At 59.2% G+C, this 24,379-nt stretch carries 21 protein-coding genes; 13 read left to right on the top strand and 8 right to left on the bottom strand.

Features of this window, described 5'->3' with window-relative positions:
• The first annotated feature begins 191 nt into the window (after positions 1-191).
• The 3 genes from E1297_RS27640 (at position 192) to E1297_RS27630 (ending at position 3,297) form a co-directional block, all read left to right on the top strand.
• Complete coding sequence (locus E1297_RS27640) at positions 192-1,205, top strand: C4-dicarboxylate TRAP transporter substrate-binding protein (protein WP_155143931.1); 1,014 nt, start codon at positions 192-194, stop codon at positions 1,203-1,205.
• A gap of 80 nt (positions 1,206-1,285) precedes the next feature.
• A complete protein-coding gene (locus E1297_RS27635; protein WP_155143929.1) occupies positions 1,286-1,930 on the top strand; it encodes a TRAP transporter small permease subunit in 645 nt (214 codons plus the stop codon).
• Entirely contained in the window at positions 1,927-3,297 is a 1,371-nt protein-coding gene (locus E1297_RS27630; RefSeq protein ID WP_155143928.1) for a TRAP transporter large permease, read from the top strand. Before E1297_RS27635 ends, E1297_RS27630 begins: the two co-directional genes overlap by 4 nt.
• A gap of 221 nt (positions 3,298-3,518) precedes the next feature.
• On the opposite strand, the gene xseA is transcribed toward E1297_RS27630, so the two are convergent.
• The gene (xseA, locus tag E1297_RS27625; protein WP_368669702.1) at positions 3,519-5,087 is read right to left on the bottom strand and encodes an exodeoxyribonuclease VII large subunit; all 1,569 of its coding nucleotides are present in this window, start codon (positions 5,085-5,087) and stop codon (positions 3,519-3,521) included.
• Between the two features lie 205 nt (positions 5,088-5,292).
• Here xseA and E1297_RS27620 point away from each other — a divergent pair, with 205 nt between their 5' ends.
• From E1297_RS27620 to E1297_RS27610, 3 genes are all read left to right on the top strand, one after another.
• Complete coding sequence (locus E1297_RS27620; RefSeq protein ID WP_155143927.1) at positions 5,293-6,054, top strand: 16S rRNA (uracil(1498)-N(3))-methyltransferase; 762 nt, start codon at positions 5,293-5,295, stop codon at positions 6,052-6,054.
• 152 nt (positions 6,055-6,206) lie between these two features.
• Positions 6,207-7,580 (top strand): glutamate--cysteine ligase, encoded by a 1,374-nt coding sequence (locus E1297_RS27615; protein ID WP_155143926.1) that lies wholly within the window; start codon positions 6,207-6,209, stop codon positions 7,578-7,580.
• 111 nt (positions 7,581-7,691) lie between these two features.
• Positions 7,692-8,504 carry a hypothetical protein gene (locus E1297_RS27610; RefSeq protein WP_155143925.1) on the top strand — a complete coding sequence of 271 codons (813 nt, stop codon included), beginning with the start codon at positions 7,692-7,694 and terminating at the stop codon, positions 8,502-8,504.
• Between the two features lie 85 nt (positions 8,505-8,589).
• Here the strand turns inward: E1297_RS27610 and E1297_RS27605 are convergent, their stop codons facing one another.
• Positions 8,590-8,913: a DUF1127 domain-containing protein gene (locus tag E1297_RS27605; RefSeq protein ID WP_244327913.1), complete on the bottom strand. Its 324-nt coding sequence runs from the start codon at positions 8,911-8,913 to the stop codon at positions 8,590-8,592.
• A 147-nt stretch (positions 8,914-9,060) separates the two neighbouring features.
• Positions 9,061-9,348: a DUF1127 domain-containing protein gene (locus tag E1297_RS27600; protein WP_155143924.1), complete on the bottom strand. Its 288-nt coding sequence runs from the start codon at positions 9,346-9,348 to the stop codon at positions 9,061-9,063.
• Positions 9,349-9,477: 129 nt separating this feature from the next.
• Here E1297_RS27600 and E1297_RS27595 point away from each other — a divergent pair, with 129 nt between their 5' ends.
• Positions 9,478-10,353, top strand: coding sequence for a LysR substrate-binding domain-containing protein (locus tag E1297_RS27595; RefSeq protein WP_155143923.1), 876 nt, complete (start codon positions 9,478-9,480; stop codon positions 10,351-10,353).
• A gap of 147 nt (positions 10,354-10,500) precedes the next feature.
• Positions 10,501-11,382 carry a LysR substrate-binding domain-containing protein gene (locus E1297_RS27590; RefSeq protein ID WP_155143922.1) on the top strand — a complete coding sequence of 294 codons (882 nt, stop codon included), beginning with the start codon at positions 10,501-10,503 and terminating at the stop codon, positions 11,380-11,382.
• Positions 11,383-11,389: 7 nt separating this feature from the next.
• On the opposite strand, the gene E1297_RS27585 is transcribed toward E1297_RS27590, so the two are convergent.
• The 5 genes from E1297_RS27585 to E1297_RS27565 all read right to left on the bottom strand — a co-directional run bounded on the left by E1297_RS27585 (position 11,390) and on the right by E1297_RS27565 (position 16,435).
• Positions 11,390-12,307, bottom strand: coding sequence for a DMT family transporter (locus E1297_RS27585; protein WP_155143921.1), 918 nt, complete (start codon positions 12,305-12,307; stop codon positions 11,390-11,392).
• An 84-nt stretch (positions 12,308-12,391) separates the two neighbouring features.
• Positions 12,392-13,039, bottom strand: coding sequence for a hypothetical protein (locus E1297_RS27580; RefSeq protein WP_155143919.1), 648 nt, complete (start codon positions 13,037-13,039; stop codon positions 12,392-12,394).
• A gap of 20 nt (positions 13,040-13,059) precedes the next feature.
• Entirely contained in the window at positions 13,060-14,196 is a 1,137-nt protein-coding gene (locus tag E1297_RS27575; protein ID WP_155143918.1) for an alpha-hydroxy acid oxidase, read from the bottom strand.
• A gap of 62 nt (positions 14,197-14,258) precedes the next feature.
• Entirely contained in the window at positions 14,259-15,026 is a 768-nt protein-coding gene (locus E1297_RS27570) for a FadR/GntR family transcriptional regulator (RefSeq protein ID WP_155143916.1), read from the bottom strand.
• Positions 15,027-15,100: 74 nt separating this feature from the next.
• Positions 15,101-16,435, bottom strand: coding sequence for an amidase (locus tag E1297_RS27565; protein WP_155143914.1), 1,335 nt, complete (start codon positions 16,433-16,435; stop codon positions 15,101-15,103).
• Between the two features lie 184 nt (positions 16,436-16,619).
• Between E1297_RS27565 and E1297_RS27560 the strand changes: the two genes are divergently transcribed.
• The 5 genes from E1297_RS27560 to E1297_RS27540 all read left to right on the top strand — a co-directional run bounded on the left by E1297_RS27560 (position 16,620) and on the right by E1297_RS27540 (position 24,253).
• On the top strand, positions 16,620-17,939 hold the full coding sequence (locus E1297_RS27560; RefSeq protein WP_155143912.1) for a DUF3422 family protein: 1,320 nt from the start codon (positions 16,620-16,622) through the stop codon (positions 17,937-17,939).
• Positions 17,940-18,211: 272 nt separating this feature from the next.
• The gene (locus E1297_RS27555) at positions 18,212-20,992 is read left to right on the top strand and encodes a PAS-domain containing protein (RefSeq protein WP_155143911.1); all 2,781 of its coding nucleotides are present in this window, start codon (positions 18,212-18,214) and stop codon (positions 20,990-20,992) included.
• 20 nt (positions 20,993-21,012) lie between these two features.
• On the top strand, positions 21,013-22,197 hold the full coding sequence (locus E1297_RS27550; RefSeq protein ID WP_155143910.1) for an EAL domain-containing protein: 1,185 nt from the start codon (positions 21,013-21,015) through the stop codon (positions 22,195-22,197).
• 161 nt (positions 22,198-22,358) lie between these two features.
• Positions 22,359-22,808 (top strand): hypothetical protein, encoded by a 450-nt coding sequence (locus tag E1297_RS27545; protein WP_155143909.1) that lies wholly within the window; start codon positions 22,359-22,361, stop codon positions 22,806-22,808.
• Positions 22,809-22,969: 161 nt separating this feature from the next.
• Positions 22,970-24,253, top strand: a complete 1,284-nt coding sequence (locus E1297_RS27540; protein WP_368669706.1) for an NAD(P)/FAD-dependent oxidoreductase — start codon at positions 22,970-22,972, stop codon at positions 24,251-24,253.
• Positions 24,254-24,379 lie beyond the last annotated feature (126 nt).

The raw sequence follows: 24,379 nt of genomic DNA, 5'->3' as shown, positions 1-24,379 counted from the left end.
GAGCGCGGCTGATCCGGCGAGCGGGCTCCTGAAACGATCTGGGGCATTTCATGCAAATTCCTGCAAATCCTGTTGCGTCACCGGGGGCGTGCGCGGCATGTTCGGTTTTGGGATCTGTCAAACCTGCCTATAACAGGTGGGGGTCTGTCCGGTTTCGGGCAGGGGACTATGAAAAATCTGGGAGGATTTACATGCATTTCTTGAAAACCACGACGGCTGCGACAACCGCCGTTCTGGGGCTGGTCTTTGCGGCCGAGACATTCGCTGCAGACGTCACCTGGAACGCATCGCTTTGGGGCAAGCGCCGCGCCTTTACCGAACATGTCGAAAAGCTCGCCGAGGAAGTGTCGAACCGCACCAACGGCGAATTCGTGATCAAGCTCAACTACGGGGAGGCGCTGTCCAAGTCGCGTGAAAATCTCGACGGGATCTCCTTTGGCGCTTTCGAGCTGGCGCAGTTCTGCGCGTCCTACCATGCCGACAAGAACCCGAGCCTGACCGTTCTGGAGCTGCCCTTCCTCGGGGTATCCGATCTGGAAAAGGAAGTGGAAGTATCGAAGGTGCTTTATGAGCACCCCGCTGTCCAACAGGATCTGGCGCGCTGGAATGCCAAGCCGCTGATGCCCTCGCCGATGCCGCAATATAATTTTGCCGGCAAGGGAGACGCGCCGGACAGCATTTCCGATTTTGACGGCATGCGGGTGCGCGCACTCGGCGGTCTCGGACAGATGATGGAAGCGGTCGGTGCGGTGCCGACGTCGGTCACGGCTTCCGAGACCTATCAGGCAATCGATTCCGGAACGGTTCAGGCGGCAGGCTTTGCGCCGCATGCCCATATGGCCTTCAAGACCATCGAAGTTGCCGACTGGTGGACCAAAAACCTCAATCCGGGCACGGTTCACTGTCCGGTGGTGGTCAACATGGATGCCTATAATGCCTTGCCGGAGGAATACCGTCAGGCGCTTGACGAGTCGGTTGGCCCGGCACTTGACCATTATCTGACGACCTACAACGCGCTCTACGACAAATGGTGGCCGGAGCTGGAGAGCCAGGGCATTTCCCAAGTCGAGTTCTCCGATGAAGAACTTGCAGCTTTCAAGGAAAAGGCCGGTCCGATCTGGACGGCGTGGGTCGAGGAGCAGTCCGCCAATGGCCTGCCGGCTCAGGAACTGCTCGATCTGGTCAACACGACCGTCAACAACTGATTGGCTGGTCCTGGCCAGAATACGCCAGACCCCCCTCCCGGCATAACGCCGGGAGGGCGACTGACGGGGCATAATCCAACATGAATACTCAAGGCAGGGCCGTGTCTCCCGAACCCGGGCGGCCTCAAACCTTTATGCGTTTCGACGGCGCGCTGGGCCATGTCGAAAACCTCTTCAACATGATTGCCGCCTTTGCCATTCTGGCATTGATGCTGCTCGCCGTGGCCCAGGTGCTGGGGCGGCTGCTGTTCAACACGCCGATCCCCGGATTTATCGACATCACCGAACAGGCCATGGCGATCTTTGCCTTTGCAGGTGTTGCCTATTGCCAGCGCGTCGGCGGCCATATCCGGATGGAAATCGTGCTCGGCAGGTTGCATGGCCGGGCCTTGTGGATCTGCGAAATGATCGGGGTGATCCTGATCGCGGCGGTGGTGTTTTTGCTCATTTGGGGCAGCTGGTATCACTTCGACCGGGCCTGGAGTTTCGGTGACAGCACCATGGATATCCGGCTGCCGACCTGGCCGTCGAAACTGCTCGTGCCGATTGCCCTGAGCCTCCTGTTTTGTCGCCTGCTGTTACAGATCTATGGCTACGCGCGGTTGGTCGTGAACCCGGACAGGGCCGCCGTCGCCGTCCCTGTGATCCATGATGTGGAAGAGGTGGCCCAGCACGAAATCGAGGAAGCCTTTGGCGAAGACACGGAAGCCGGAGGCGCGAAATGACCCCGTTTGATGTTGGTCTCCTGATGACAGGCGTTCTGCTTGTTCTCGTTGTGTTGGGCATGCGGGTGGCCTTTGCCGCTGCCTTTGTCGGGGTCGTCGGCCTGATGATTCATTTCTCGCTGCTGCAAGGCTTTGAGCGCGGGTTTTTCACGGCCCTGAAAATGGCGGGCACCATCCCGCATTCGAAATCGGTCACCTATGCCCTGTCGGTGCTGCCGACCTTCATTCTGATCGGGTTTCTGGCCTTTTATGCCGGCTTCACCAAGCAGCTGTTTGAAGCGGCCAAACGCTGGCTTGGCTGGATGCCCGGCGGCATGGCCGTGGGCACCGTGTTTTCGACGGCGGGCTTTGCCGCCGTATCCGGAGCTTCCGTCGCAACGGCTGCCGTCTTTGCCCGGGTCGCGATCCCGGAAATGCTGGCGGCCGGCTACTCGAAGCGCCTGTCGGCCGCCGTGGTTGCCGCTGGCGGTACGCTTGCCTCGCTGATCCCGCCCTCGGCCATTTTGGTGATCTACGCCATTCTGGTCGAACAATCGGTCGGAAAACTGCTGATCGCAGGTTTCTTGCCCGGCGTGTTTTCGGCATTTGTCTATGTGGCGATCATTGTCGGCATCTCCGCCTTCCGGGGCGATGCCCCCCCGGTGCGCGGGTACTCCTGGCGCGAAAGGTTCGAATCGGTCCCGGGCACCTTGCCGATTGTTGCCGTGGTCGCGATCATTTTCTCTGCCTTCTTTTTCGGTCTGGCGACGCCGACCGAAGCCGGGTCCCTTGGAGCGTTCGTCGTCCTGGTTGTGGCATTTGCAAAAGGCATGCGCACCAAGCAGCTGGGGCAGGCGTTGCACGAGACCGCCAAGCTGACGGTGATGATCTTCACCCTGATCTGGGGCGTGCTGGTCTATGTCCGGTTCCTGGGCTTTGCCGGGCTGCCGGAAGCGTTCAAGGACTTCATCGTCGCGCTGGAATTCTCGCCCTGGATCGTGCTGATCTGCATTCTGCTTGCCTATGCGGTGCTGGGCATGTTCATGGATGCGATCGGCATGCTGATCCTGACCTTGCCGGTGGTTTATCCGGCGGTGATGGCGCTCAATGGCGGGGAAGCCGTGTCGGCGGCGGACAGTGCCTTCGGTCTGTCCGGGGAGGCCTGCGCCATCTGGTTCGGCATTCTGGTCGTGAAAATGGCGGAGCTCTGTTTGATCACGCCGCCCATCGGGCTCAATTGCTTCGTGGTCAGTGGCGTGCGGCCGGATATCCCGGTTCAGGAAGTCTTCCGGGGCTGCGTTCCGTTTTTCGTGGCCGATGTGCTGACCATTGCAGGACTTCTGGCCTTTCCCTCCATCATCACCTTCCTGCCGTCGATGATGGGGTAATATGAAATCCTGCGGAGCCAGTTCAGTCGGGTTCCTGAAAGCATGAGCCTCATCCCGGCCAGGCAAAGTGCCTTGCCGGGATCGATGAAACTGGAAGTTGCTGATCTCATTGGCTCTCCGATCCCGGATAAACCCGTTGGTTTTTCCGGGATGACAACCGTCAGGCGGCTGCTCAGAACCGGTCAGCCTCGCCGCATGGCTCAGGCTGCTCTGCAACTCCCCTAAAACAAAGACCCCTGATCCGCCGGTTTGTCTTTTTGCACTGTGGGGCGCTTCGGCTTTGCCTTTGAAGGCGCGGGAGCCGCGCTCTCGCCGGTTGCAATCGCATCGATCCGGCCGTCCGCCAGTTCGATCGACAGGGCCGCGCCGGAAGCGATGTCTGCGGTGGAGCGCAACGGCTGGTCCTTGTCGTCCCTGACGACCGCGTAGCCGCGCGCCAGAACGTCCTTGTACGACAAGGACTGCAACAAGCTGCCGAGGCCGCGCAGTTTTTCCCGCTCGTGGCCCAGTTTGGCGCCATAGGCCCGGTCAAGCCGTCCGCCAAGGCCGGTGAGCCGTTCGGAGTTCACGCTGATCTGCTGGGTCAAGCGGCCCGGGGTCAACCGGGCTGCCAGCGCCTCGAAGCCCTGGCGTTTCTGAGAGAAAGATGTCCGCAAGGCCCGGTGCTGGCGCTCGCTTTCGCGCGTCAACTGGTCACCGGCCTGGCTGAGCAGGCGGGTCAGTAGATAGGGTGCGTGCCGCGCAGCCGCATTCTGGTAAGCGCTGCGGTGATGGCGGGTATTGACGATCAGCCCGCGCTCAAGCCCGGTTGCAGCCGTGTCGAAGCGCTGGCGGGGCAGGGCGAGCAGATCACGCGGAGCGGGCAGGGCGGCACCTGCTGCCCGCAACTCCGTTCGGCGGCTGGCAACCAGCCTGTTCAGGCCCGACAACAGGCGCCGCGACAGATCGTCGGTCATTGCCATCAGGTCGGCTTTCACCGGAACCGCGATTTCCGCCGCGCCCGTCGGCGTCGGCGCACGGACATCGGCTGCCAGATCAATCAGGGTCCAGTCGGTTTCGTGGCCAACCGCCGAAATCAGCGGGATGTCGCTGTCTGCGGCCGCGCGCACGACGGCCTCTTCGTTGAATCCCCAAAGGTCCTCGATGCTGCCACCGCCGCGCGCGACGATCAGAAGATCGGGCCGGGGCATCGGGCCGCCGGGTGCAATGGCGTTGAAGCCGCGAATGCCGTTGGCAACTTCGGCGCCGCAGGTTTCGCCTTGGACCCGGACCGGCCAGACAAGCACATGCAGCGGAAAACGGTCGGAAATCCGGTGAAGGATATCGCGGATCACCGCACCGGAGGGCGAGGTGACCACACCGATCACCTTGGGCAAATGCGGCAGGATCTTCTTGCGCTCGGGTGCGAACAGGCCTTCGGCGGCAAGCTTTTTCTTGCGTTCTTCCAGAAGCGCCATCAGCGCACCGGCACCTGCCGGTTCCAGCGCGTCGATCACCATCTGGTATTTCGATTGGCCCGGAAAGGTCGTGATCTTGCCGGTGGCGATCACTTCCAGACCCTGTTCGGGCTGGATCTTCAGTTTCGACGCGACACCGCGCCAGATCACACCGGACAGGACCGCGCGGTCATCCTTCAGATCCAGATAGATGTGTCCCGATCCGGGCCGCGATATGCGGCCGAGCTCGCCGCGCACACGGACATAGCCGAACGTGTCTTCCATGGTTTTCTTGATGGAGAAGGAAATCTCGGAGACCGAGAATTCTGCGACATTCGACTTGGTTTCTGACACGCTCTGAATCCCTTGAAACTGCGCCGAACCTGAAGCGACAAGCCGCTGCGGTCAAGGTCTTGTGTCAGCGCTGCGCGATTGCAGGCAGGGCCTGTGAATCATTTATCAATCAGCTGGTGGTCGTGAACCGGTTGCCCCTGTGGAACCCACAGGAAATTGGGCCAAAGCTGTTGCGTGCGCCGCCTTCAACAGACACCCTGTGCCTATGGGCAAATACGAGTTCAAACTGCAGCGATTGTTCCTGCGGCACGTTCTGGCGGACGGGGCAAGCATTGAGGCGGACCGGGGCCAGGCCAATTACCTCCTGAATGTCCTGAGGTTGAAAGACGGCGATCAGGTCCTCGTGTTCAACGGCTCGGACGGAGAATGGCTCGCGTCGATCAAGGCGACGGGCCGGAAGGCCTGTGTCCTCAATCTCGAACGCCAGACGCGGGTGCAGACCCCGGTCAACGATCTGCACTATCTGTTTGCACCGCTGAAACATGCAAGGCTCGACTACATGGTGCAAAAGGCGGTCGAGATGGGTGCCGGCACGCTCCGGCCCGTGTTCACCCAGCACACCCAGTCGACCCGCATCAATCTCGAACGCATGGAAGCCAATGTGATCGAGGCAGCGGAGCAGTGTGGCGTTCTGGCAGTGCCATCAGTCTCGGAGCCGGTTTCGCTCAAGGAGCTTGTCGAGACCTGGCCGGGGATGGATCCCGGGCGCCGCTTGCTGTTTTGTGACGAGGGCGAGGAAACCCACAACCCGCTTTTGGAACTCGCTGCACTGGCAGAAGCCGGTCCAGCGCCACTTGCGCTTCTGATCGGGCCGGAAGGCGGGTTTTCCGAAGAGGAACGGGCGCTCCTGCGCGCTCAGCTGTTTGTTGTTCCAATTCCTCTGGGGCCGCGCATTCTCAGGGCAGATACGGCTGCCGTTGCAGCTCTTGCGGTGATCCAGGCGACGCTGGGGGATTGGGCTGTTTGAACCGGTGGCCATTGCCCGTGGTTCCGGAAACCGCAACACTCCGTTCAGGTGAAAAGCCTCGCTTGCATTTTGGACTGATCAAGCCTAAATGCGATCGGCGTCCGGGCGTTCTGCGCGGCACGTCAACAGTCACTGTCCGGGGGTAGAGTTGCATGGCGCGCGATACGGTTGATTCCACGCCGGTAAAGGATGTCGCTGCGCTGGCCGCGACGCTTGAAGCGGGGTGCAAGCCCGTCGCCGACTTCCGGATTGGCACCGAGCACGAGAAGTTCGGTTATCACGTCAAGGATCAGACCCCGATTGCCTATGAGGGGCCTTCCGGTGTCGAGGCAGTACTTCTTGGCATGGAAAAGATCCTCGGCTGGGACCGGATCGAGGATGCGGGCAAGATCATCGGTCTGGCCGATCCCAATGGCGGCGGCGCGATTTCTATCGAGCCGGGCGGGCAGTTCGAATTGTCGGGAGCCCCTCTCGAAACCCTGCACCAGACCTGCCGTGAAGCCAATTCGCATCTGGCGGATGTGCGTCAGGTGGCCGAACCACTCGGGATCGGTTTTTTGGGCATCGGGATGACACCGGACTGGTTGCGCAAGGACATCCCCGTGATGCCCAAGTCCCGCTATGAAATCATGACAAACTACATGCCTAAGGTCGGCTCACTCGGCCTGGACATGATGTACCGGACCTCGACCATTCAGGTGAATCTCGATTTTGCATCCGAAGCCGACATGGTGAAAAAGATGCGTGTCGGGCTGGCCTTGCAGCCGGTCGCAACCGCAATGTTTGCGAATTCGCCCTTCACCGATGGAAAGCCGAACGGCTTCAAGTCGTTCCGGGCCCAGATCTGGACGGATACCGACGCGGACCGAACTGGCGACCTGCCATTTGCCTTCGAGGACGGCTTCGGCTTCGAGCGCTATGTCGAATGGGCGATTGATGTTCCCATGTATTTCGTCAAGCGCGGCAACACCTATCATGATGTGACCGGCACCACGTTCCGGGAATTCATGAAGGGCGGCCTTGCCGGGAAAATCGAAGACCCGGAGCCCACGCTGGGCGATTGGAACAATCACCTGTCGACCTTGTTCCCGGATGTTCGGCTGAAACAGTTCATTGAAATGCGCGGGGCCGATGGCGGCCCGTGGCGGCGGATCTGTGCCCTGCCGGCGTTTTGGGTCGGCTTGCTCTATGACAGCGATACGCTTGATGCGGCATGGGACTTGGTAAAGGACTGGAGTTCCGAGGAACGCGCGGCCCTTCGCTCAGACGTGCCGAAGTTTGCCCTGCAGACGCCGTTCCGGTCCGGAACCGTGCTGGACATTGCCCGGCAGGCCCTCGATCTGGCGCAGGAAGGCTTGAAGCGGCGCGCGAATATGAGTGATGGCGATCTGGATGAGCGTGTGCATCTGGCGCCACTGGTCGAAGGCATGGCTGCGGGCATGTCACCCGCCGATGTGCTGCTGGGCCGCTACAATGGTCCTTGGAAGGGCGACCTGTCATATTTATATAAGGACTATGCCTATTAGGCCCTGGTCCGTTACGAAGCTGACGCCGGACACGCAATGGTTTGCGATGTGTTGACTGCGCGTTAGTGAAATCCGATGATTGGGGCGACTCACTCGCACCAGGCAGGGACCATGCCCGACCCGAACAACAGCTTTTTTCCATACACTCTTTCGGCGGTGGCGGAGGATATGCAGGCCCGGTTTGGCTGGCAGCCGCAAGACCTGAACAAGGCGATGGCGCAGCTTTTGCCGGCAGCCCAATCCGGGTTTGACTTTTTTGGCGGCAAGGCACCGAATCCCTGGGCTCCCTGGATGGCGGGAAGTGGTGCGGACAATCCCTTCGCCAGTATGTTTGGGGCCACCAGCAAGACCGAAACCGATGAGTTGGCATTCTTTTACGGGCCTGAACCGGTCCGGTCTGCGGTTGCCGAACACATTGCCAAGATCACCGGGCTGCAACAGGATGCAATCCAGGAAGTGATGCCGGTTGCCGCGTCACTGGCGATGGCCAAACTGGTGCGTCCCTATCTGCCCGGTCAGGGGCAGGAAATGCTGGATGCCTTCATGCGCGGATTTGCGCGCGGGCGTCCCAAACCGGCACCGACGCCCATGGACATGATGCAGGATTACGGGCAGGCGGTGCAGGCGTTCTGGCAAGGATTCTTGCAGCCGTTCTTTACCCCCGCTCAATCGCCGGGTTCTGATGCCGGGGAACCGGATGTATACGACAACGAGGCCAACGGCACCGAAGCAGCGGCGGCTGATGATATCGAAACGGATGTAGATCCGGAACGGCAAGACGCTCACGTTGATGAGCGCAGTGAGTTTGAGGATATCGTGGCAGACTGGATGAATGCCGGGCGGTCTCTCCAGTCCAGCCAGTTCGAGGCCTTTGACGAGTTTTTCGCCAACGCATCCCGGGACCTGAAGTCCGGCGAAACATAAAAAAAAGGCCCGCCGGGGGCGGCGGGCCAGTTGATGTCAGCGAGGCTGCTGACAGGGGCTGCAGTGGCCTTGCAGTCCGGAGGGGTCAGGCTGCGCGGGCCGGTTGGCCGCCGCGGCCGTCGGGCGACTTTTCGTCCGAGTTGGCGGCGAAACAAGCAAAGGATTGAACCGACGTATCTACCAGACGCCGTTCGTCGGCCCAGTTGGTCAGGACGCTTGCCGGATCGGTCCACATTGGCAAACGAAGCGCCAATCCGATATCGGCCCGTCTCAACCCAAGATCCGCAAGCTGGGAATCTGACAAATCGCCGAGGCATGTCACCTTGCGGCGATTCTTGACCGCACGTGCCACGCGCGCAACTGCTTCCGATACTGCGGAAAAACAGGCAAAAATCGACAAGTATGACATGGCAATAGCCTCCATTGAGCCGGCGAAATCCCTTCGCAGGCGATGCGGCGCCATCTGGCGTCTGGTTTTGGAACTTTGATACTGTGCTCGTGTTGGATGTATAATTCCAACGAATGTTTGTGATGCAATCAATCTATTTTTGTGAAGTCAGGCAGCCTGCCTTGTGGACGCGACGTTTTTGGTTTCGGCCGTTTCGCAATCGGTGGGATTGCATGTATGTGGAAGCGCTTGACCGGGTGACGGTCCGGTTTTCAAGGGAGCGCCGGATCCGGGCAGAACCGCACCGTCAATTTGTCCGCGCGGCACACCAATATCTTTCAAGGACCGGTCGCTCATCCGGGCAAGCTGACGGCCAGCCTGGTGTTTCTCAATAACGGCGACCAATGTTTCAAACCGCTCGGCTACAAGAGTGGCGATGTGGGTCAGAGTTTCCATGATCAACTTTCCCCGTGTTCGGGATTGTCCGGTTGGCTCTCTCTGCTTCCCAGGATGGGGTGGAAATATTCATTTCACTAACGAATGTTTTTTGTGATATTGATCTAAAATGCTGATGAAAGGCGTCGCATGCTGGATCTCGATCAACTCAGAACATTCGTGGCAATTGCGGAAAGTGGCAGTTTCACAAAGGCCGCCGAAGTGGTTCACAAGACACAATCCGCAGTCTCGATGCAGATGCGCCGCCTTGAGGAACGGATCGGACGGCCGATCTTCATCCGCGACGGCCGCACATCGCGTCTGACCGAGAATGGCGAGAAGCTCTTGCACTATGCGAGACGCCTTGTGCAGCTCAATGACGAAACCCTTGCCGCCTTTGACGAAACAGAGGTGTCCGGTTTTGTCCGGCTGGGAACGCCGGATGACTATGCGGATCGCTTTTTGCCCGAGATCCTCGCCCGGTTTTCGCGGTCAAATCCCAAGGCGGAGGTCAGTGTCGTGTGCGCGCCAACGCCCAATCTTTTCGAGCTGATCAAACAGGACGAGCTTGATGTTGCCATTGTCACTCATGTCCTCAGGAAAGGGCGGCAATTGCCGGAAATTATCCGCAGGGAGCCGTTGCTCTGGGTGACGTCCGCGCGGCATGCGGTCGATAAGGAAATGCCATTGCCGCTAGCGCTCGGCCGCGGAACGTGCGAATGGCGCAAGGCTGCCCTCCAGGGGTTGTCATCGGTCGAACGCGAAAGCCGGTTGCTTTATTCCAGCTGGAACTCGACGGCGGTGGCTGCCGCAGTGCTCGCGGGGCTCGCGGTTTCGGTTCTGCCCGAATCGGCCCTCAAGCCCGGCATGCGGGTGTTGTGCGAGCGCGATGGCTTTCCAAGGCTGCCCGACTGCGAAATCGGCGTTGTCAGATCCTGGCGGCAGAATGCGCGGGTTACGGAGGCCCTAGTCGAGCATATCGTCTCTTCCCTCGACAACCTTTCCGTGCCGCTGGCGGCGGAGTAACGCACCGCCCAAAAATGATCATAAATGCTGATGATAGTATCAGTGAAACTTCATTGTTGTTGATGCAAGTGTGCACTATGAATGGAACGTGGGCGGTCAGCAGACACACTCCAAGGTAGGTGCCCTCTTGCAAGCCCGGAGCCGGACATGTCACACGCACTGGATATCGATCAATTGCGGACTTTCCTCGCAATTGCCGAGCTCGGCAGTTTCACAAAGGCCGGTGAGGCGGTGCACAAGACCCAATCTGCTGTCTCCATGCAGATGCGGCGCCTCGAAGAGCGGGTCGGACAGCCGATTTTTGCAAAGGACGGCCGTCAGTCCCGGTTGACGGAGGATGGCTTGCGGCTTGTCGAATATGCGCGCCGGATGATTCGCCTCAACGACGAGACGCTGTCCGCTTTCAACAGCCGGGGCGAGGTCGGGCAAGTGAAGCTCGGCGTGCCGGACGACTACGCGGACCGGCTGCTGCCGGAAGTGCTTGCGGCGTTCAACCGGCTGAATCCGTCGATTGAAGTCAATGTGGAATGCGCTTCGAGTTTTGTGCTGTCCCGAAAGATTGAAAACGACGAAGTCGATGTTGCCATCGTCACCTCCGGAGACATGACGGCCCTGCGTGGCGACATTATCCGCCGCGAATCCCTGCATTGGGTTACGTCGTCGCGCCATTGTGCGCATACGATGGATGTCGTTCGTCTTGCGCTTGGCCCGGCCAGCTGCTCGTGGCGGCACATGTGCATGGACGCACTGGACAAGCGCGGGCGCCGCTACTCCATCGCCTACACCAGCTCCAGTGCCGCAGCACTTGTAGGCGCCGTGCAAGCCGGTCTTGCCGTGACCGTATTTCCGGAAAGCGCCATCCGGGAAGGCATGCGCATTCTGGACGAGCGCGACGGCTTTCCGCAGCTTTCAACCTGCGACATTGCCATGCTGAGATCCAAGACCGCGAACCATGCCATGCACGATACGCTGTGCAATCATATCCTGGCTGCCATCGGCAATGTCGGGTTACAGGTCGCTGCGGAATAGCCCGGCGTCAGGCACGGCGGAGCATCAACACGTTTCCGGCCATCACCAGAAGCAAACCGGTCAAGGCGCCTGCTGTCCAGACATAGCCTTCAAACACTGTCGAAACGCTCAAGGCGACGACCGGGAAGATCACCGTTGCGTAGCCCGCGCGGGCGGACCCGATGCGCCCCAGCAAGGTGAGGTAGGAGGCAAACGCGATCACCGAGGCAACGACTGCGAGATAAACCAGGCTGCCCAGATAGGTCATGCTCGTTTCGATGGCGAAACTCTTGCCCGAAGCCCATGAAAACAGTCCGAGAAAGACCGTGCCGTAAAGCATTCCCCAGGTGGTGGCCGACGTCACGCTGATGGTTTTTTTCTGTGTGGAGGCCGACACCATGTTGCCCATGCAAAACGACAATGTTCCGGCAATGCACAGGAGCAGACCAAAAGCCGCATCGCGGTTGAAAGATGTTCCGGCGATTTCCGGCCAGAACATGAAGGCGACCCCTCCAAAACCCAGAGCGGCTGCAACGGCGGTCTGGCGGGAAACACGCTGACCGAAAAGTAAGAACGCCAGGATCATGTTGAAGATCGAGGCGGTCGAGAAGATCACTGCCAGCAGTCCCGAGGGAATGCTCTTGGCGCCGTAATAGAACAGCGTGAAGTTTGTCGAAAACAGGAACAGACCCAGTCCTGCAAACCGGAGATGCGTGGATAGCGAAAACCGCAGTTGCTTGCCCCGGAACAGGCTCCAGCCGAACATGACGCTGGAGGCAAGTACAAACCGCCAGAACACGGACACCTCGGGCGGGACACTCGAAACCTGCCCCTTCATCGCGATCCAGCTGAAGCCCCATGCAAAGACTGTGGCTGCGTAAAGCCCGTAATCATAGGTGGACAGGCCGGGGCCTCCGGGACGCGCAAGGGTTGCGGATGCGGACATAAGACGTGCTTTCGAGAGGTTTAGGATAAATCCAATTAGGCCTGCGGGACCAGTCAACACAAACGATTGTTCGTGATGGTTCGATCAGGATTTTTGATGAATGAAAGCGCTTGGATGAAGGATCGGGACGTAATTGTGAGCGAGTGCCTTGAGTGTGGAGGGCGGCGTCAGGAGGGTGATGTTGCCCTGAAACTGCGCGAATGACCGCGCCTCGCCATATCCGGAAGGTGACCAGGGCAAAGCGCCTGCCGCCGTGATGAGGAAGTAACGTTTCGCATGGGAAACCATCGTTCCGCAGGGCAAGCCGGTCAGGTCCCGGGTGGAAAGCGACGGCTTTTCCAGGCGGAGCCGTTCGGCATGCAGCACTTTGTCCATATCATCGGCGCCAAGAGGGCGGATTTTGCCAAGCGCTTCGGAAAAAGCGGCTGCAAACGCTGTCGCGTCGTCCCGCCGGCACTCGAAGCAAGGCCGGTGACCCGCGGCGAGCGCGGTCGCTTCATCCAGAAAGAACAGTTCCGTATAGCTGTCGCCCATCACGATCCGGCGGCGGTTCTTGAACAATAAACGGCAACAGATCCAGCGCTTTGAGACCCAGCGGCGGCGGGTAAGGGTCCGTGTGTCCGGGTTGTGAATCCGGCCGCCGCGATTGCCCATCACGAGGCCGCGGCCGCGCGCGGCAACGATCTCGCCCGACGGCAAGACGCGGTTTTGCAAGGGGCGGGCAATGGTCATCGCGGTCGACGTGATCGGAGTTAAAGCACGAGGTTGTGACGGCCGGCCTCGCGAATGTCGGTTTCACCGCACAGCGCCATGGTGATATCCAGCTCTTTTTGCATGATCTCAAGGGTCTTGGTCACACCGGCCTTGCCCATGGCGCCCAGGCCGTAAATGTAGGACCGGCCGATAAATGTGCCTTTCGCGCCCATTGCGATGGCCTTGAGGATGTCCTGGCCTGATCGGATGCCGCTGTCAAAATGGATCTCGACCTTGTCCCCCACCGCATCGACAATGCCGCCGAGGACCTCATAGGAAGCGCGTGCGCCGTCGAGTTGGCGGCCGCCGTGATTTGAGACGACAATCGCATCTGCGCCGAGATCAGCTGCAATCTTCGAGTCCTCGACGTCATTGATCCCCTTGAGAATGAGCTTGCGGTTCCAGTGCTTCTTCACCCATTCGACCGACGACCAGTCGAGGGTCGGATCGAACTGGCTCACGGTCCACTCAGACAGGGATGTCATGTCGGCAACGCCCTGAACATGGCCCACGATATTGCCAAAGTCCCGGCGTTTGGTCTGTAGCATGTGCCAGCACCAGCGTGGTTTGAACAGCAGATCGGCAAGGACGCGGGCCGTCGGCTTCGGCGGCGTGCTGAGGCCGTTCTTGATATCCCGGTGGCGCTGGCCAAGAACCTGCAGGTCGAGCGTCAGCACCAGCGCGGAGCAATTTGCATCAAGCGCCCGTTTCATCAGGCTTTCAGAAAATCCGCGGTCACGCATGACATAGAGCTGAAACCAGAATGGCTTCGTGGTATGCGCCGCCACATCCTCGATCGAGCACACGCTCATGGTTGTGAGCGTATAGGGAACGCCGAAGTCTTCTGCGGCCTGAGCTGCCAGGATTTCGCCATCCGCGTGCATCATGCCGGTCATGCCGACGGGTGCCAGAGCCACCGGCATGGTCACGTCCTGACCAACCAATTGGGTTTTGAGCGAACGGTTGTCGATATTTCGGGCCACCCGCTGGCGAAGTCTCTGGCGCTGCAAGGCGGCTTCGTTGTCGTGATAGGTCGATTCCGTCCACGAACCGGTGTCCGCATATTCGTAAAACATCTTGGGAACACGGCGCCTGGCAAGCGCTTGAAGATCGGCAATACAGGTGACGGCGGTCATGACGTGTCCTCGATTGGTAAAAAGTGATAACCTTTTATGTCTTTTCTGGTTTGCCACCCCGGTCAGGTCGGCGGCTTTCGCGAGCGCAGTCTGAGGTTGGAAACCGTTTCCCTTGATAAAAGACGTTCAGCATCTTCGATGGCTGCCTTGACATAGTCGATATGCGTTTCTGCGGCTGTCCGGGCTGCATCCGCATGGCCCAGCGTGATTTGTTGGGCAATGTCCAGATGCTGTTCAAGCAGACGCTCGCGGGCCGTTGGATGTCCGTAGAGCCGGGTGCGGTTGTAAAACACCCCGTTCCTCAGCAGCTTGTAGCAGGCGCGCAGGCTGTGCAGGAGAATGACGTTATGCGCCGCCTCGCCGATGGCCTGGTGAAAGTCGACATCGAGCGCGGCTTCACGTTTGGAATCGCCCTCGTCAAAGGCCGATTGCATCTGCCGAGTGATGCGGGACAGGATCTCAAGGTCGGCGGTAGTTGCCCGTTTCGCGGCATAAAAGGCTGCCAGTCCCTCGACATCCCTCCGGTACTCCAGATAGTCGGCAATGGCGACCGGATGGCGCTCGATCAGGGCCGTCAACGGAGCAGAAAACAACGGGCCGACGATATCGGCAATGAAAGTGCCACCACCCTGGCGGCTTGTCACGAGCTGCCGGTCTTCAAGCAGTTTCAAGGCTTCCCGTAAGACCGGGCGGGACACCTGCAGTTCACTGGCCAGGTCACGCTCCGGCGGCAGGCGGTCGCCGGAGGACAGCACGCCATTGAGGATCAACTGCTCGATCTGGCCGACCACGGCTTCTGCCGTGCGATGTTGTGAGACCTTCTGAAACAAAGCGGTCTGCTCCCGTGGATTGGTCTGCCTGAAAAACCCCTCCGAGGACTATATGCTATTGTATCGCTGTTTGGTCAATAAAAATTACCAATCCTGATGTTTGGCTGATCCAGCAGATCCGTGAGCTGTTGGGCCAGGTGGAGCAGATGGCGATCCCGTCCGGCAGGTGCTGCCAATTGAACGCCGAGCGGAAGGCCGTCCGCGCCGGTCAGAAGCGGCAGCGTCAAGGCAGGCATCCCGGCGGCGGTCCATGCCGTGCAGAAAATCGGGTCTCCGGTTCCGCTGGAGGCAAGCGGAGCCGTTCCGGTTGTACTCGGCGAGATCACGGCATCGACGTCTGAAAACAGGTTCTCGAACTCGGGAGCCGCTTCTGACAGTGCGGCGAGTGCGGCGTGGTAGTCTGCATCGGAAATGGCTTCACCTTCTGACAGAAGCGGTTTGAGGGTGCTGCTGACGAGCTCCGGGTTCCGCCGGAGCCTGTCTCCAAGGTGGAGGTTGATTTCGTACAAGTGAACACTTCGCTGTGCATTGATGACGGTGGAGATGAAGCGGGGAGCGGGCATGCGCTTGCAGGAAGAACCTAGCGCGGCAACAAGCGCATCAAATTGCGCCTTGGCGTCATCGCTTAACCGGTCGGCAAATGGCATGTCGAGATAGGCAAGTTTGGGTGTGGTTTCCAAGCGGGGGGAACCGTGCCAACCCATGTTTTGTCCGGACAGGACAGAGGCGACAAGCGCCACATCTTCTACGGACCGGGCAAAACACCCGACTTGATCAAGGGTTTTCGAGGTCTGCAGGACACCGTCTACGGGGATTGACCCGCGCGTCGGTTTGAAACCATACACTCCGCAAAAGGCTGCCGGGCGAATAACCGAGCCGTTCGTTTGTGAACCAAGCGACAACGGTACCTGATAGGCGGCAACAGCCGCTGCCGAACCGCTTGATGAGCCTCCGGGAGTTCGCATCAGATCATGCGGATTGCGTGTTTTTGCGGGATGCAGGAATGCAATCTCTGTGGTGACCGTCTTGCCGAGAATGACAGCACCGGCGGCCCTGAGCCGCTCGACAAGGCGCGCATCGCGGCTTGGCCGATGTCCCGTGAAGATCGGAGAGCCGTGCTCGGTCGGGTAGCCCGCAACATCAATGATGTCCTTGATCCCGACGGGGACCCCGCAAAGCGGCCCGGTTTCTTCACCGGAGGCAATCGCCCGGTCACAGTCTTGCGCATCCCGCAGAGCTTTTTCCGGTAGAATATGCTCCCATGCCTTGATCTCCTGGTCCGTTGCAGCAATCTGGTCGAGGCAGGCCGACACAAGCGCTTCGGATGTCAGGCTGCCATTGCGGATCAAGGCTGCTGCTTCGGTCGCACTCAGCTCGGCAGGATGTCCGGACACAGGACGATAAGGCATGGGATATCCGTTCTTCATTTGGCTGTGTCAGGATTAGTTCCGCAATCGACAGCGGACTTCAAGTCTCTCGTGTGCGCCTGCGGCCTGTGATCGTCTTCTTGTCAAAGGACGAGACAAACAGCGTGAGGCTGCGCCATGGTTTCTACTTGAGGCAGCAACACCGTCCGAAAGGAGCAGGAGCAAGATGCACGAAGTGTCAAAGGCCCGGTCGCAAAACGGAGCGACACCGCTTCCGCATTTTGAAACGCACCCGCTGCGCGAGGCCGTGGTTGGCGAAGTCCATGCCCGTCCTTTCCGTCCGATAACCGTTCCGCGGGTCGTGCTCCACTACGGTTTCACGACGGACGCAGAGCAATCGGCAAAGGACAGGGCCTGGTTCTCTGATTTCTGCGCCAGCCACGGCGCGCCCGGACCAGGGCCGAACGCGCGCTATCACACATTGCCCTTTGCCGGTGGCACGCTGTCCTGGGAGCGGCATGCCGAGTTCACGACTTATACCTGGGACGGACCGGCAGCTTCCGAAATACCGTTTGCAAATGTCCCGTCGAACCATCCGTTCGGGAATGCGTTCCGGGCACCGGGGCCGATGATTGTCGCATCCAGGCTGGACCTGCTTGCGCACTCCCCATCGGAGGAATGGCGTGCCCATTTCGATCCCGTCAGCATGACCTATTTCACCGTTCAGGAGGGCAACGCCAAGGTCGCAACCGATTTCCGGACGGACGGCAACGGATTGACCCGCTACCTCGTCTTGAACGAGGCGATGAACCCGATCCAGGCAGGGGCAGTGATCCAGCGGCTGCTTGAGCTTGAAACCTATCGCAATCTGTCTCTGCTCGGGCTCTTTGAAGCCATCCGGCTGCATCCGGGGATCGAGACCATTGAAACCGAACTGATGCAGGCGACGGAGAAGATGCAAAATTCTTCAGGGCTCGATGCCAATCGGGATTTGCTTGACAAACTGTCTCAGCTGGGGGCCTCGCTCGAAGCAGGTGCTGCGGCGACGTCCTACCGGTTCGGTGCGAGCCGGGCCTATTACGACATCGTCAATGCGCGTCTTGAATCACTGGACGAGGGGGGTATTCCGGGCGAACTCACTTTGTCAGCGTTCTTGAAACGGCGGCTGGCGCCTGCCATGAGCACGTGCCGGTCGGTTGAAGACCGCCAGTCGGCGTTGTCGGACAAGCTGGCACGGGCAACCACGTCCCTCAGGACCCGGGTCAATGTGGATCTCGAGCAGCAAAACCGCAGCCTTCTGGAATCGATGAACCGGCGGGCGCGGCTGCAGCTGCGATTGCAGCAAACCGTCGAAGGGCTCTCTGTCGCGGCCGTCAGCTATTATGTGGTCGGGCTGATATCCTATCTGGCGCATGGTGCCACGGATGCGGGATTGCCCGTGCCCCGGCCCGGCGTCACGGCCGCGATTGCCGTTCCTCTTGTCGTCCTTTTGATCTGGATGACGGTTCGGCGGATCCGGACACGCCATAATGAGAAAGACGACTGATACCGGCTGCCGGCCTCAAGGCGGAGCGTTCTTTCTCCGGGAAGGCCTCTCGAGGTACAATGTGCCTTTGGAGCCTTGCCCGCAATTTTGGCACAAGGGATTGATTTTCAACGGCGTTGTGCGCCGGAAAGCAGGTTTTAACCGGAATAGTTACAATATTGTGTGTTAGTCACCCAGCGCCTTACTCTGCGTCTATTGCTGGCCGTCCGGTGCGATCCAGCAGGAGCGCATGAACACAGAGCTGCCGGTTCGGACAAGGGCAAAAGGGCTTCATGACTGACACGAAGCGAAATCGTCTTAAGGTCTATATCCTTGCGGCGGTGCTATTGATAGCGATCATTTCGACCGGCACCAAAGTTGGCGAGTGGCTTCTTGTCGCGCAGCCGGAAGATAAAAGCGGGCCGATTTTGCGAGGTTTATCGGCCGTTCATGCCACATTTTCCGGATGGCCCCTTGGAGCCGCCGGTCTGTTATCCCTTGTCTTGCTATCTGTTTGCCTCACTGTTGTCCGTCCGCGCCCGGTTTCTGCTTCCATATGGGAACGTGACGCGGAAGATCTGACACGCGCAGACCTGATCAAAAAGGTCAAACTTTACGAAAACATCTTCGAAAGCATCGACCAAGGTGTTGTTGCCTGTGATGAAGATCTTCGCCTTGTCGCCTTCAACAATCGGTTCAGAGACCTACGCCTTTATCCGGATAGTCCGGTGTTTGTCGGCCAAAACCTTGAAGCAATTATCAGGTTTGATGCCGAGCGCGGTGAATTCGGCGCCGTGGACGTTGAAGAGACCGTCAGTCAGAGCCTTGAAAGAGCGCGCGGAAACGAGCGGCACGCATTGGAACGCCGACGCCCGAATGGCAGTTGGATCGAGATTTCCGGCGGTCCTCTCCCAGGTGGCGGTTTCGTCAGTACCTTTACCGACATCACCGAACGGGTCACTGCCCGGGAAAAGCTCTTGCAGCAGATGGAAGCCCTGGAAGAGGCGCGGCGGGAAACGCTGAAACTTATGGAGGAAGCCGTCACCAGCCGCGAGCGGGCCGAGCAGCTGCGGCAGAAGGCGGAGAGTGCGACCAAGGCCAAGGACTCCTTTCTGGCCGTCATGAGCCATGAGATCCGCACGCCGATGAATGGCATTATCGGGATGATCGATATCCTCGGACACACATCCCTTGAACCGGATCAGCGGCAGATGACGGCCACGATCAGGGAGTCGGCTGTCGCTCTGCTCACGATCATCAACGACATTCTGGACTATTCAAAAATCGAAGCGGGAAAGCTGGAACTCGAGCGTATTCCCGTCTCGATCAGCGACACGCTGGACGGGGTCAGCGAGATGATGGGACCGAGTGCAGGGCTGAAGGGGCTTGGTTTCGTTTCCTATTGCGATCCGGATATTCCAACCGAGGTTTATGGAGATCCGGTCCGGCTGCGTCAGATCCTTTATAATCTGATCGGAAATGCGGTGAAATTCACCGACAAGGGCCGCATTGTCATCCGTGCCGATCTGCAGCGTCTGTCCGGGACACAGGCTGCCGTTCGCTACCGGGTCGAAGACAACGGGATCGGGATGGCACCTGAACAGGTTGCAAAACTGTTTCAGCCTTTTCAACAGGCCGATGCAACAACGACCCGCAAATTCGGGGGCACGGGCCTCGGGCTTTCGATAGTGCGCCGTCTTGTCGACATGATGGGAGGCCGTGTCGACGTCCAGAGCACCTTGGGGGAGGGGAGTTGTTTCTCGCTAACTCTTGTCCATGACATCGTCGAAGGTGCGCGGCCCGATGTCATGTGCGATCTCGACGGCGTTCGATTGTTGTGTCTCGTGCCGGATGACGACTTGCGGCGGTTGCTTTTCCGGCGATACTTGGGGCCGCACGGAGCGCGTCTGGATTTTGTCCATGACGCTGCGCGATTGGTTGCCACAGCCCATGCCGCCGCTTTGCAGGGGCGCGGCTATGATGCGGTTTTTCTGGCTGTCGACTACGATGATTGCGTGAAATCGGACCTCCTTGAAAAATTCAAGGGCGACGAAAATCTCGCCCGCATTCCTTTTGTTGTTGCACGCCGCATGGCCGAGATCGGAACGGGATCGAGGATGGACGGCGTTACCATTGTTCCCTCCGCGCCGTTGACAAGGCGCAAGCTGGTGGCGGCCATCGCAATTGCTCTTGGCCGTGAAAACCCGGAGGCTGAAACTGCGATGCAACCTGCCGTGAGCAGGAGACGGGAACCACCGAGCGTGGAAGAGGCCATCGCAAACAATGAACTGATACTTGTCGTCGAAGACAACAAGACCAATCAGGATGTGATCCGGCGGCAACTGCATCTGCTCGGTTATCAATCGGAGATCGCCGAAAACGGAGAGGAAGGCCTTGAAGCGATCCGGTCCGGGCGGTTCGCGATTGCCCTGTCCGATGTGCACATGCCGCGGATGGATGGCTTTGAAATGACGGCGCAGGTGCGGCAGGATGAAAGTGCCGAAAGCCCGCATTTTCCCATTATCGCGATTACGGCGAATGCCCTTCAAGGAGATCTTGAACGGTGCCGGAGGGCCGGCATGGACGACTATCTCGCCAAACCGCTGGAGATGGCAAAACTGCAGGCAATGCTGCAACGGTGGTTGCCCGATGCGGGGAAGGACCAGAAAGCCCCGGCCTCGCAGGACTTGCCTTCGGCGCCCGCACATAAATCCGCTGAACCCCCGGCAACGGCGCAGGACGATACGAAACCGGTCGACCTGTCGGCTCTGACAGAACTCTTTGGCGATGATCACCAGACCATTCGTGAAATGCTGACTGAATTTGTGGTGCAGGCCGTCGAGATCAGCAGCGCTGTCCGCGCGGCCGTGGAACAGGACAGCGCTGAGGATGTGACCGCGAATTGCCACAAGTTGAAGTCTTCGGCCCGAGCGGTGGGTGCATATGCGCTTTCGGAAGTGTGCTTGAAACTCGAAAGGGCAGGCAAGCAGAACGATTGGCAAACGATCGGTTTGGAACTTCCCAAGCTTCATTGTGAAACCCGGGCCATATCGGAACAGATCAGGCAACTTTGACCAGCAGGCAGGGCATCGGCATGGAAGACCTAAAAGTACTGATCGTCGACGATGACGTGTTCATGGTCAAACTGATCACCCGCATGCTGGAAACGCTCGGCATCCGGTCTGTCTTGTCAGCCCGGGATGGCAATGAAGGGCTGAAAGCGGTTGCCGCACATGCGCCCGATCTCGTGCTGTGTGACTTGAACATGCCGGGCATGGATGGTCTTGAGTGTGTCCGCCACCTTGCGGAACAAAATTCGCAGTGTGCTGTCATCATGATCAGCGGCGAGGAAAAGCGGGTGTTGCAGACGGCGGCCCAACTGGCCGAGGCACACCAGCTGAATGTCCTCGGAGCTGTTCAAAAGCCGGTCACGCCGGCCGCATTGAAAACCTTGCTGGAAAAGCATAGCCGTCAACGGAAGGCCGCGAGGCGCGCTGCCATACCATTGCTTCCGCTGGAGACCGTTCGCCAAGGCCTTGCAAATGGATGCCTTGATGTTTTCTTCCAGCCGAAGGTTGCGGTTCCGGGGCGCGAACTGACCGGCGTCGAGGCGCTGGTCAGGTGGCGGGATCCGGAGAAAGGGATCATGCCGCCTAGCGCGTTTCTTCCGGTAATAGAAGACAACGGCTTGATTGATGAACTGACCGAACGCGTGTTCGAGTTGGCAATGCAACATGCGGCTGACTGGGCCCGCAAGGGACTGGATATCAAGACCTCGGTCAATTTTTCGGTCGACACGCTGGAGCGCTACGACATTGTCGACTTCATTCGGGAGACACTCCGGCGCTTCGGGATGGATCCGAAGAAGCTGGTTGTTGAAGTGACCGAAAACCGGATCATGCAGAATGTGACGAAGCCGCTTGAAGTCCTGACACGGTTGCGATTGATGGGCGTGGGGTTGTCGATTGACGATTTCGGCACCGGTGCCTCCTCAATGCAGCAATTGAAGCGCATTCCGTTTTCCGAGTTGAAAATCGATCGCGCTTTCGTGTCCGGAGCCCCCGAGGATGAGGAAACCTATGCAATGCTGGAATCAAGTGTTGCGCTGGCCAGGAAGCTGGGTCTCGAGATCGTGGCCGAAGGTGTCGAGACGCAGGCGGAATGGGACCTGATGAAAGTCCTGGGCATCGACATGGTTCAGGGGTATTTCATCGCCAAACCCATGCCGGCCGATGAGCTGCTTCTTTGGGCCCGGGAAAACAGTGTTGCCGTATCCTAGAGTAGGTCTCGGGGTTTCGGATCCATATGATGGTATGCGAAGGTGATCGTCTGGCGGAAGTCAGGGCCAGGTTTGTACTACCCTGTTGACTGCAGACCATCCTGCCTGTTGTTTGTGTTTCGGTCAGCAACAGGAAATTCGAACCGGAGCAGGCGGAAAACGTGCGAATTTGGATAAGTGTGCTCGCGGCACTGGTGGGCTTTTCCTGGGCGGATGGCTTGAACGCCGTTGCAGCCGGGCGGATCACCAAGCCATTGGTTTCAATCACCCTGTCCAACAACACCGATGGGGCCATCGGCCCGCTCGATGCCAGTAATTGTGCGGGGACGTGGTCGGACAACTGGGGCAATCTCATCGCTCGTGAACAGCACAGAACCAACCAGCTTTCGAGCGCACTGGCGAGTTCTGTGGCGTGTGTCGTCGTTGCCAAACGACAGGACAAGCGCGGGAGGTGCCGGTTCGTGATTTCCCGCTTGAGACATCATCTGGACGGACCCTGGAAGGCCCCGAGCGTCGTCGCCTACACGTCGGGCCGCGGGACATGCCGGTTCCAGATCCTGCAAACAGACTTGACGCGTGGTGACTTCGACGTGCATTTGTCGATGCGGTAACCGGGGAGAGGCCATCAGGCGGGTAATACCGACCGGCACAAAAGTTGATCCATTTTCGACAACCCGGAGCGGGTGTTTGGTGTGGTTGTGCCGGATCGGAAGGAGTGCGTTTAAACTGGTTTTGCCTTGAGCGTACAGGCAGGTTAGGGATCCCCGGTATGGTGAACTCCAAGCACATTGTTGTTGTCGGTGGCGGATTTGGCGGATTGCAGGCGGTGCATGATCTTGCCGGTGCCGGTGTGCGGATCACATTGATAGATCAAAGAAACCACCATCTCTTTCAGCCTCTTCTCTATCAGGCTGCCACAACCATTTTGCCGATATCGGAAATTGCCTGGCCCTTGCGCCGGCTGCTGAGACAACGAAAGGATGTGACAACTCTGCTGGCGCGCGTCAGCGGAATTGATCCTGAGACAAGGCGCGTCTTTCTGGAGCGCGGGCCTGCGGTTTCCTACGACATGCTGGTGCTCGCAACCGGGGCCCGGCATTCCTATTTCGGTCACGACGATTGGGAACCCTATGCGCCGGGTCTGAAGACGCTTGAGGATGCGACCAACATCCGTGGAAGAGTGCTTTCGGCGTTTGAGGCTGCAGAGAGCACTCCAGATGAAGCGCACCGCAATGCCCTGATGACCTTTGCGGTGATTGGGGCCGGGCCGACAGGTGTCGAGTTGGTGGGGGTGATTGCCGAGCTGGCACAAAGGGTGCTGCCCTCCGAATTCCGGAACATTGATACCAGGAAGGCAAGGGTGCTTCTGGTCGAAGCCGGTGAGAAGGTGTTACCGGCATTTCCCGAAGACCTCTCGGGGTATGCAAGGGATGCACTGGAGCGTCTGGGGGTTGAGGTGCTGACCGGGCAGCCGGTTACCTCATGCGATCATGCGGGCATAACCTTGGGAGGACAGCGCATTCCATCCTGTACGATCATCTGGGCTGCCGGAGTGCAGGCCTCCGACGCATCGCGCTGGCTGGATGTGGAGGCTGACCGTGCAGGCCGCGTGGTTGTTGCGCCCGATCTGACCGTCAGGGAATATCCGGATGTCTTTGTGATCGGTGACACGGCGGCCGTTTTGGGCATGGACGGCAAGCCGGTCCCCGGGATTGCGCCGGCAGCCAAACAAATGGGACGTTACATTGCCAAGGTCATCCGGTCACGTCTCGCAGGCAAACCCGCTCCCAAGCCCTTCCGCTACCGGCATCAGGGGAGTCTGGCGACGGTCGGGCGGAGCGCTGCCGTGGTCGATTTCGGAAAGTTTCGTCTCAAGGGGGCGTTGGCTTATTGGTTTTGGGGCTTCGCCCATATCTATTTTCTGATCGGAACCCGAAGCCGCGCGATCGTCGCCTGGAGCTGGCTTTGGTCCTATCTCACCGGCCAAAACAGCGCCCGGCTGATCACAACCCCTGACGTCACCAGGCATGCAAGTCGCGATCACGGCCTTGAATGAGTGCATGTATCAAGCGACACTATTCAGCCCCGCCTGAACAGCGGATCACGCTGTGGTCTGGCGCGCTGGCTTTTAAGATATCCTAGGGAAATGGTAGCGGAGGACCGCTCCAGTCGATCCCCCCAT

This window comes from Roseibium sp. RKSG952 (assembly GCF_009711355.1).
This window is presented reverse-complemented; position numbering and strand designations above follow the sequence as displayed.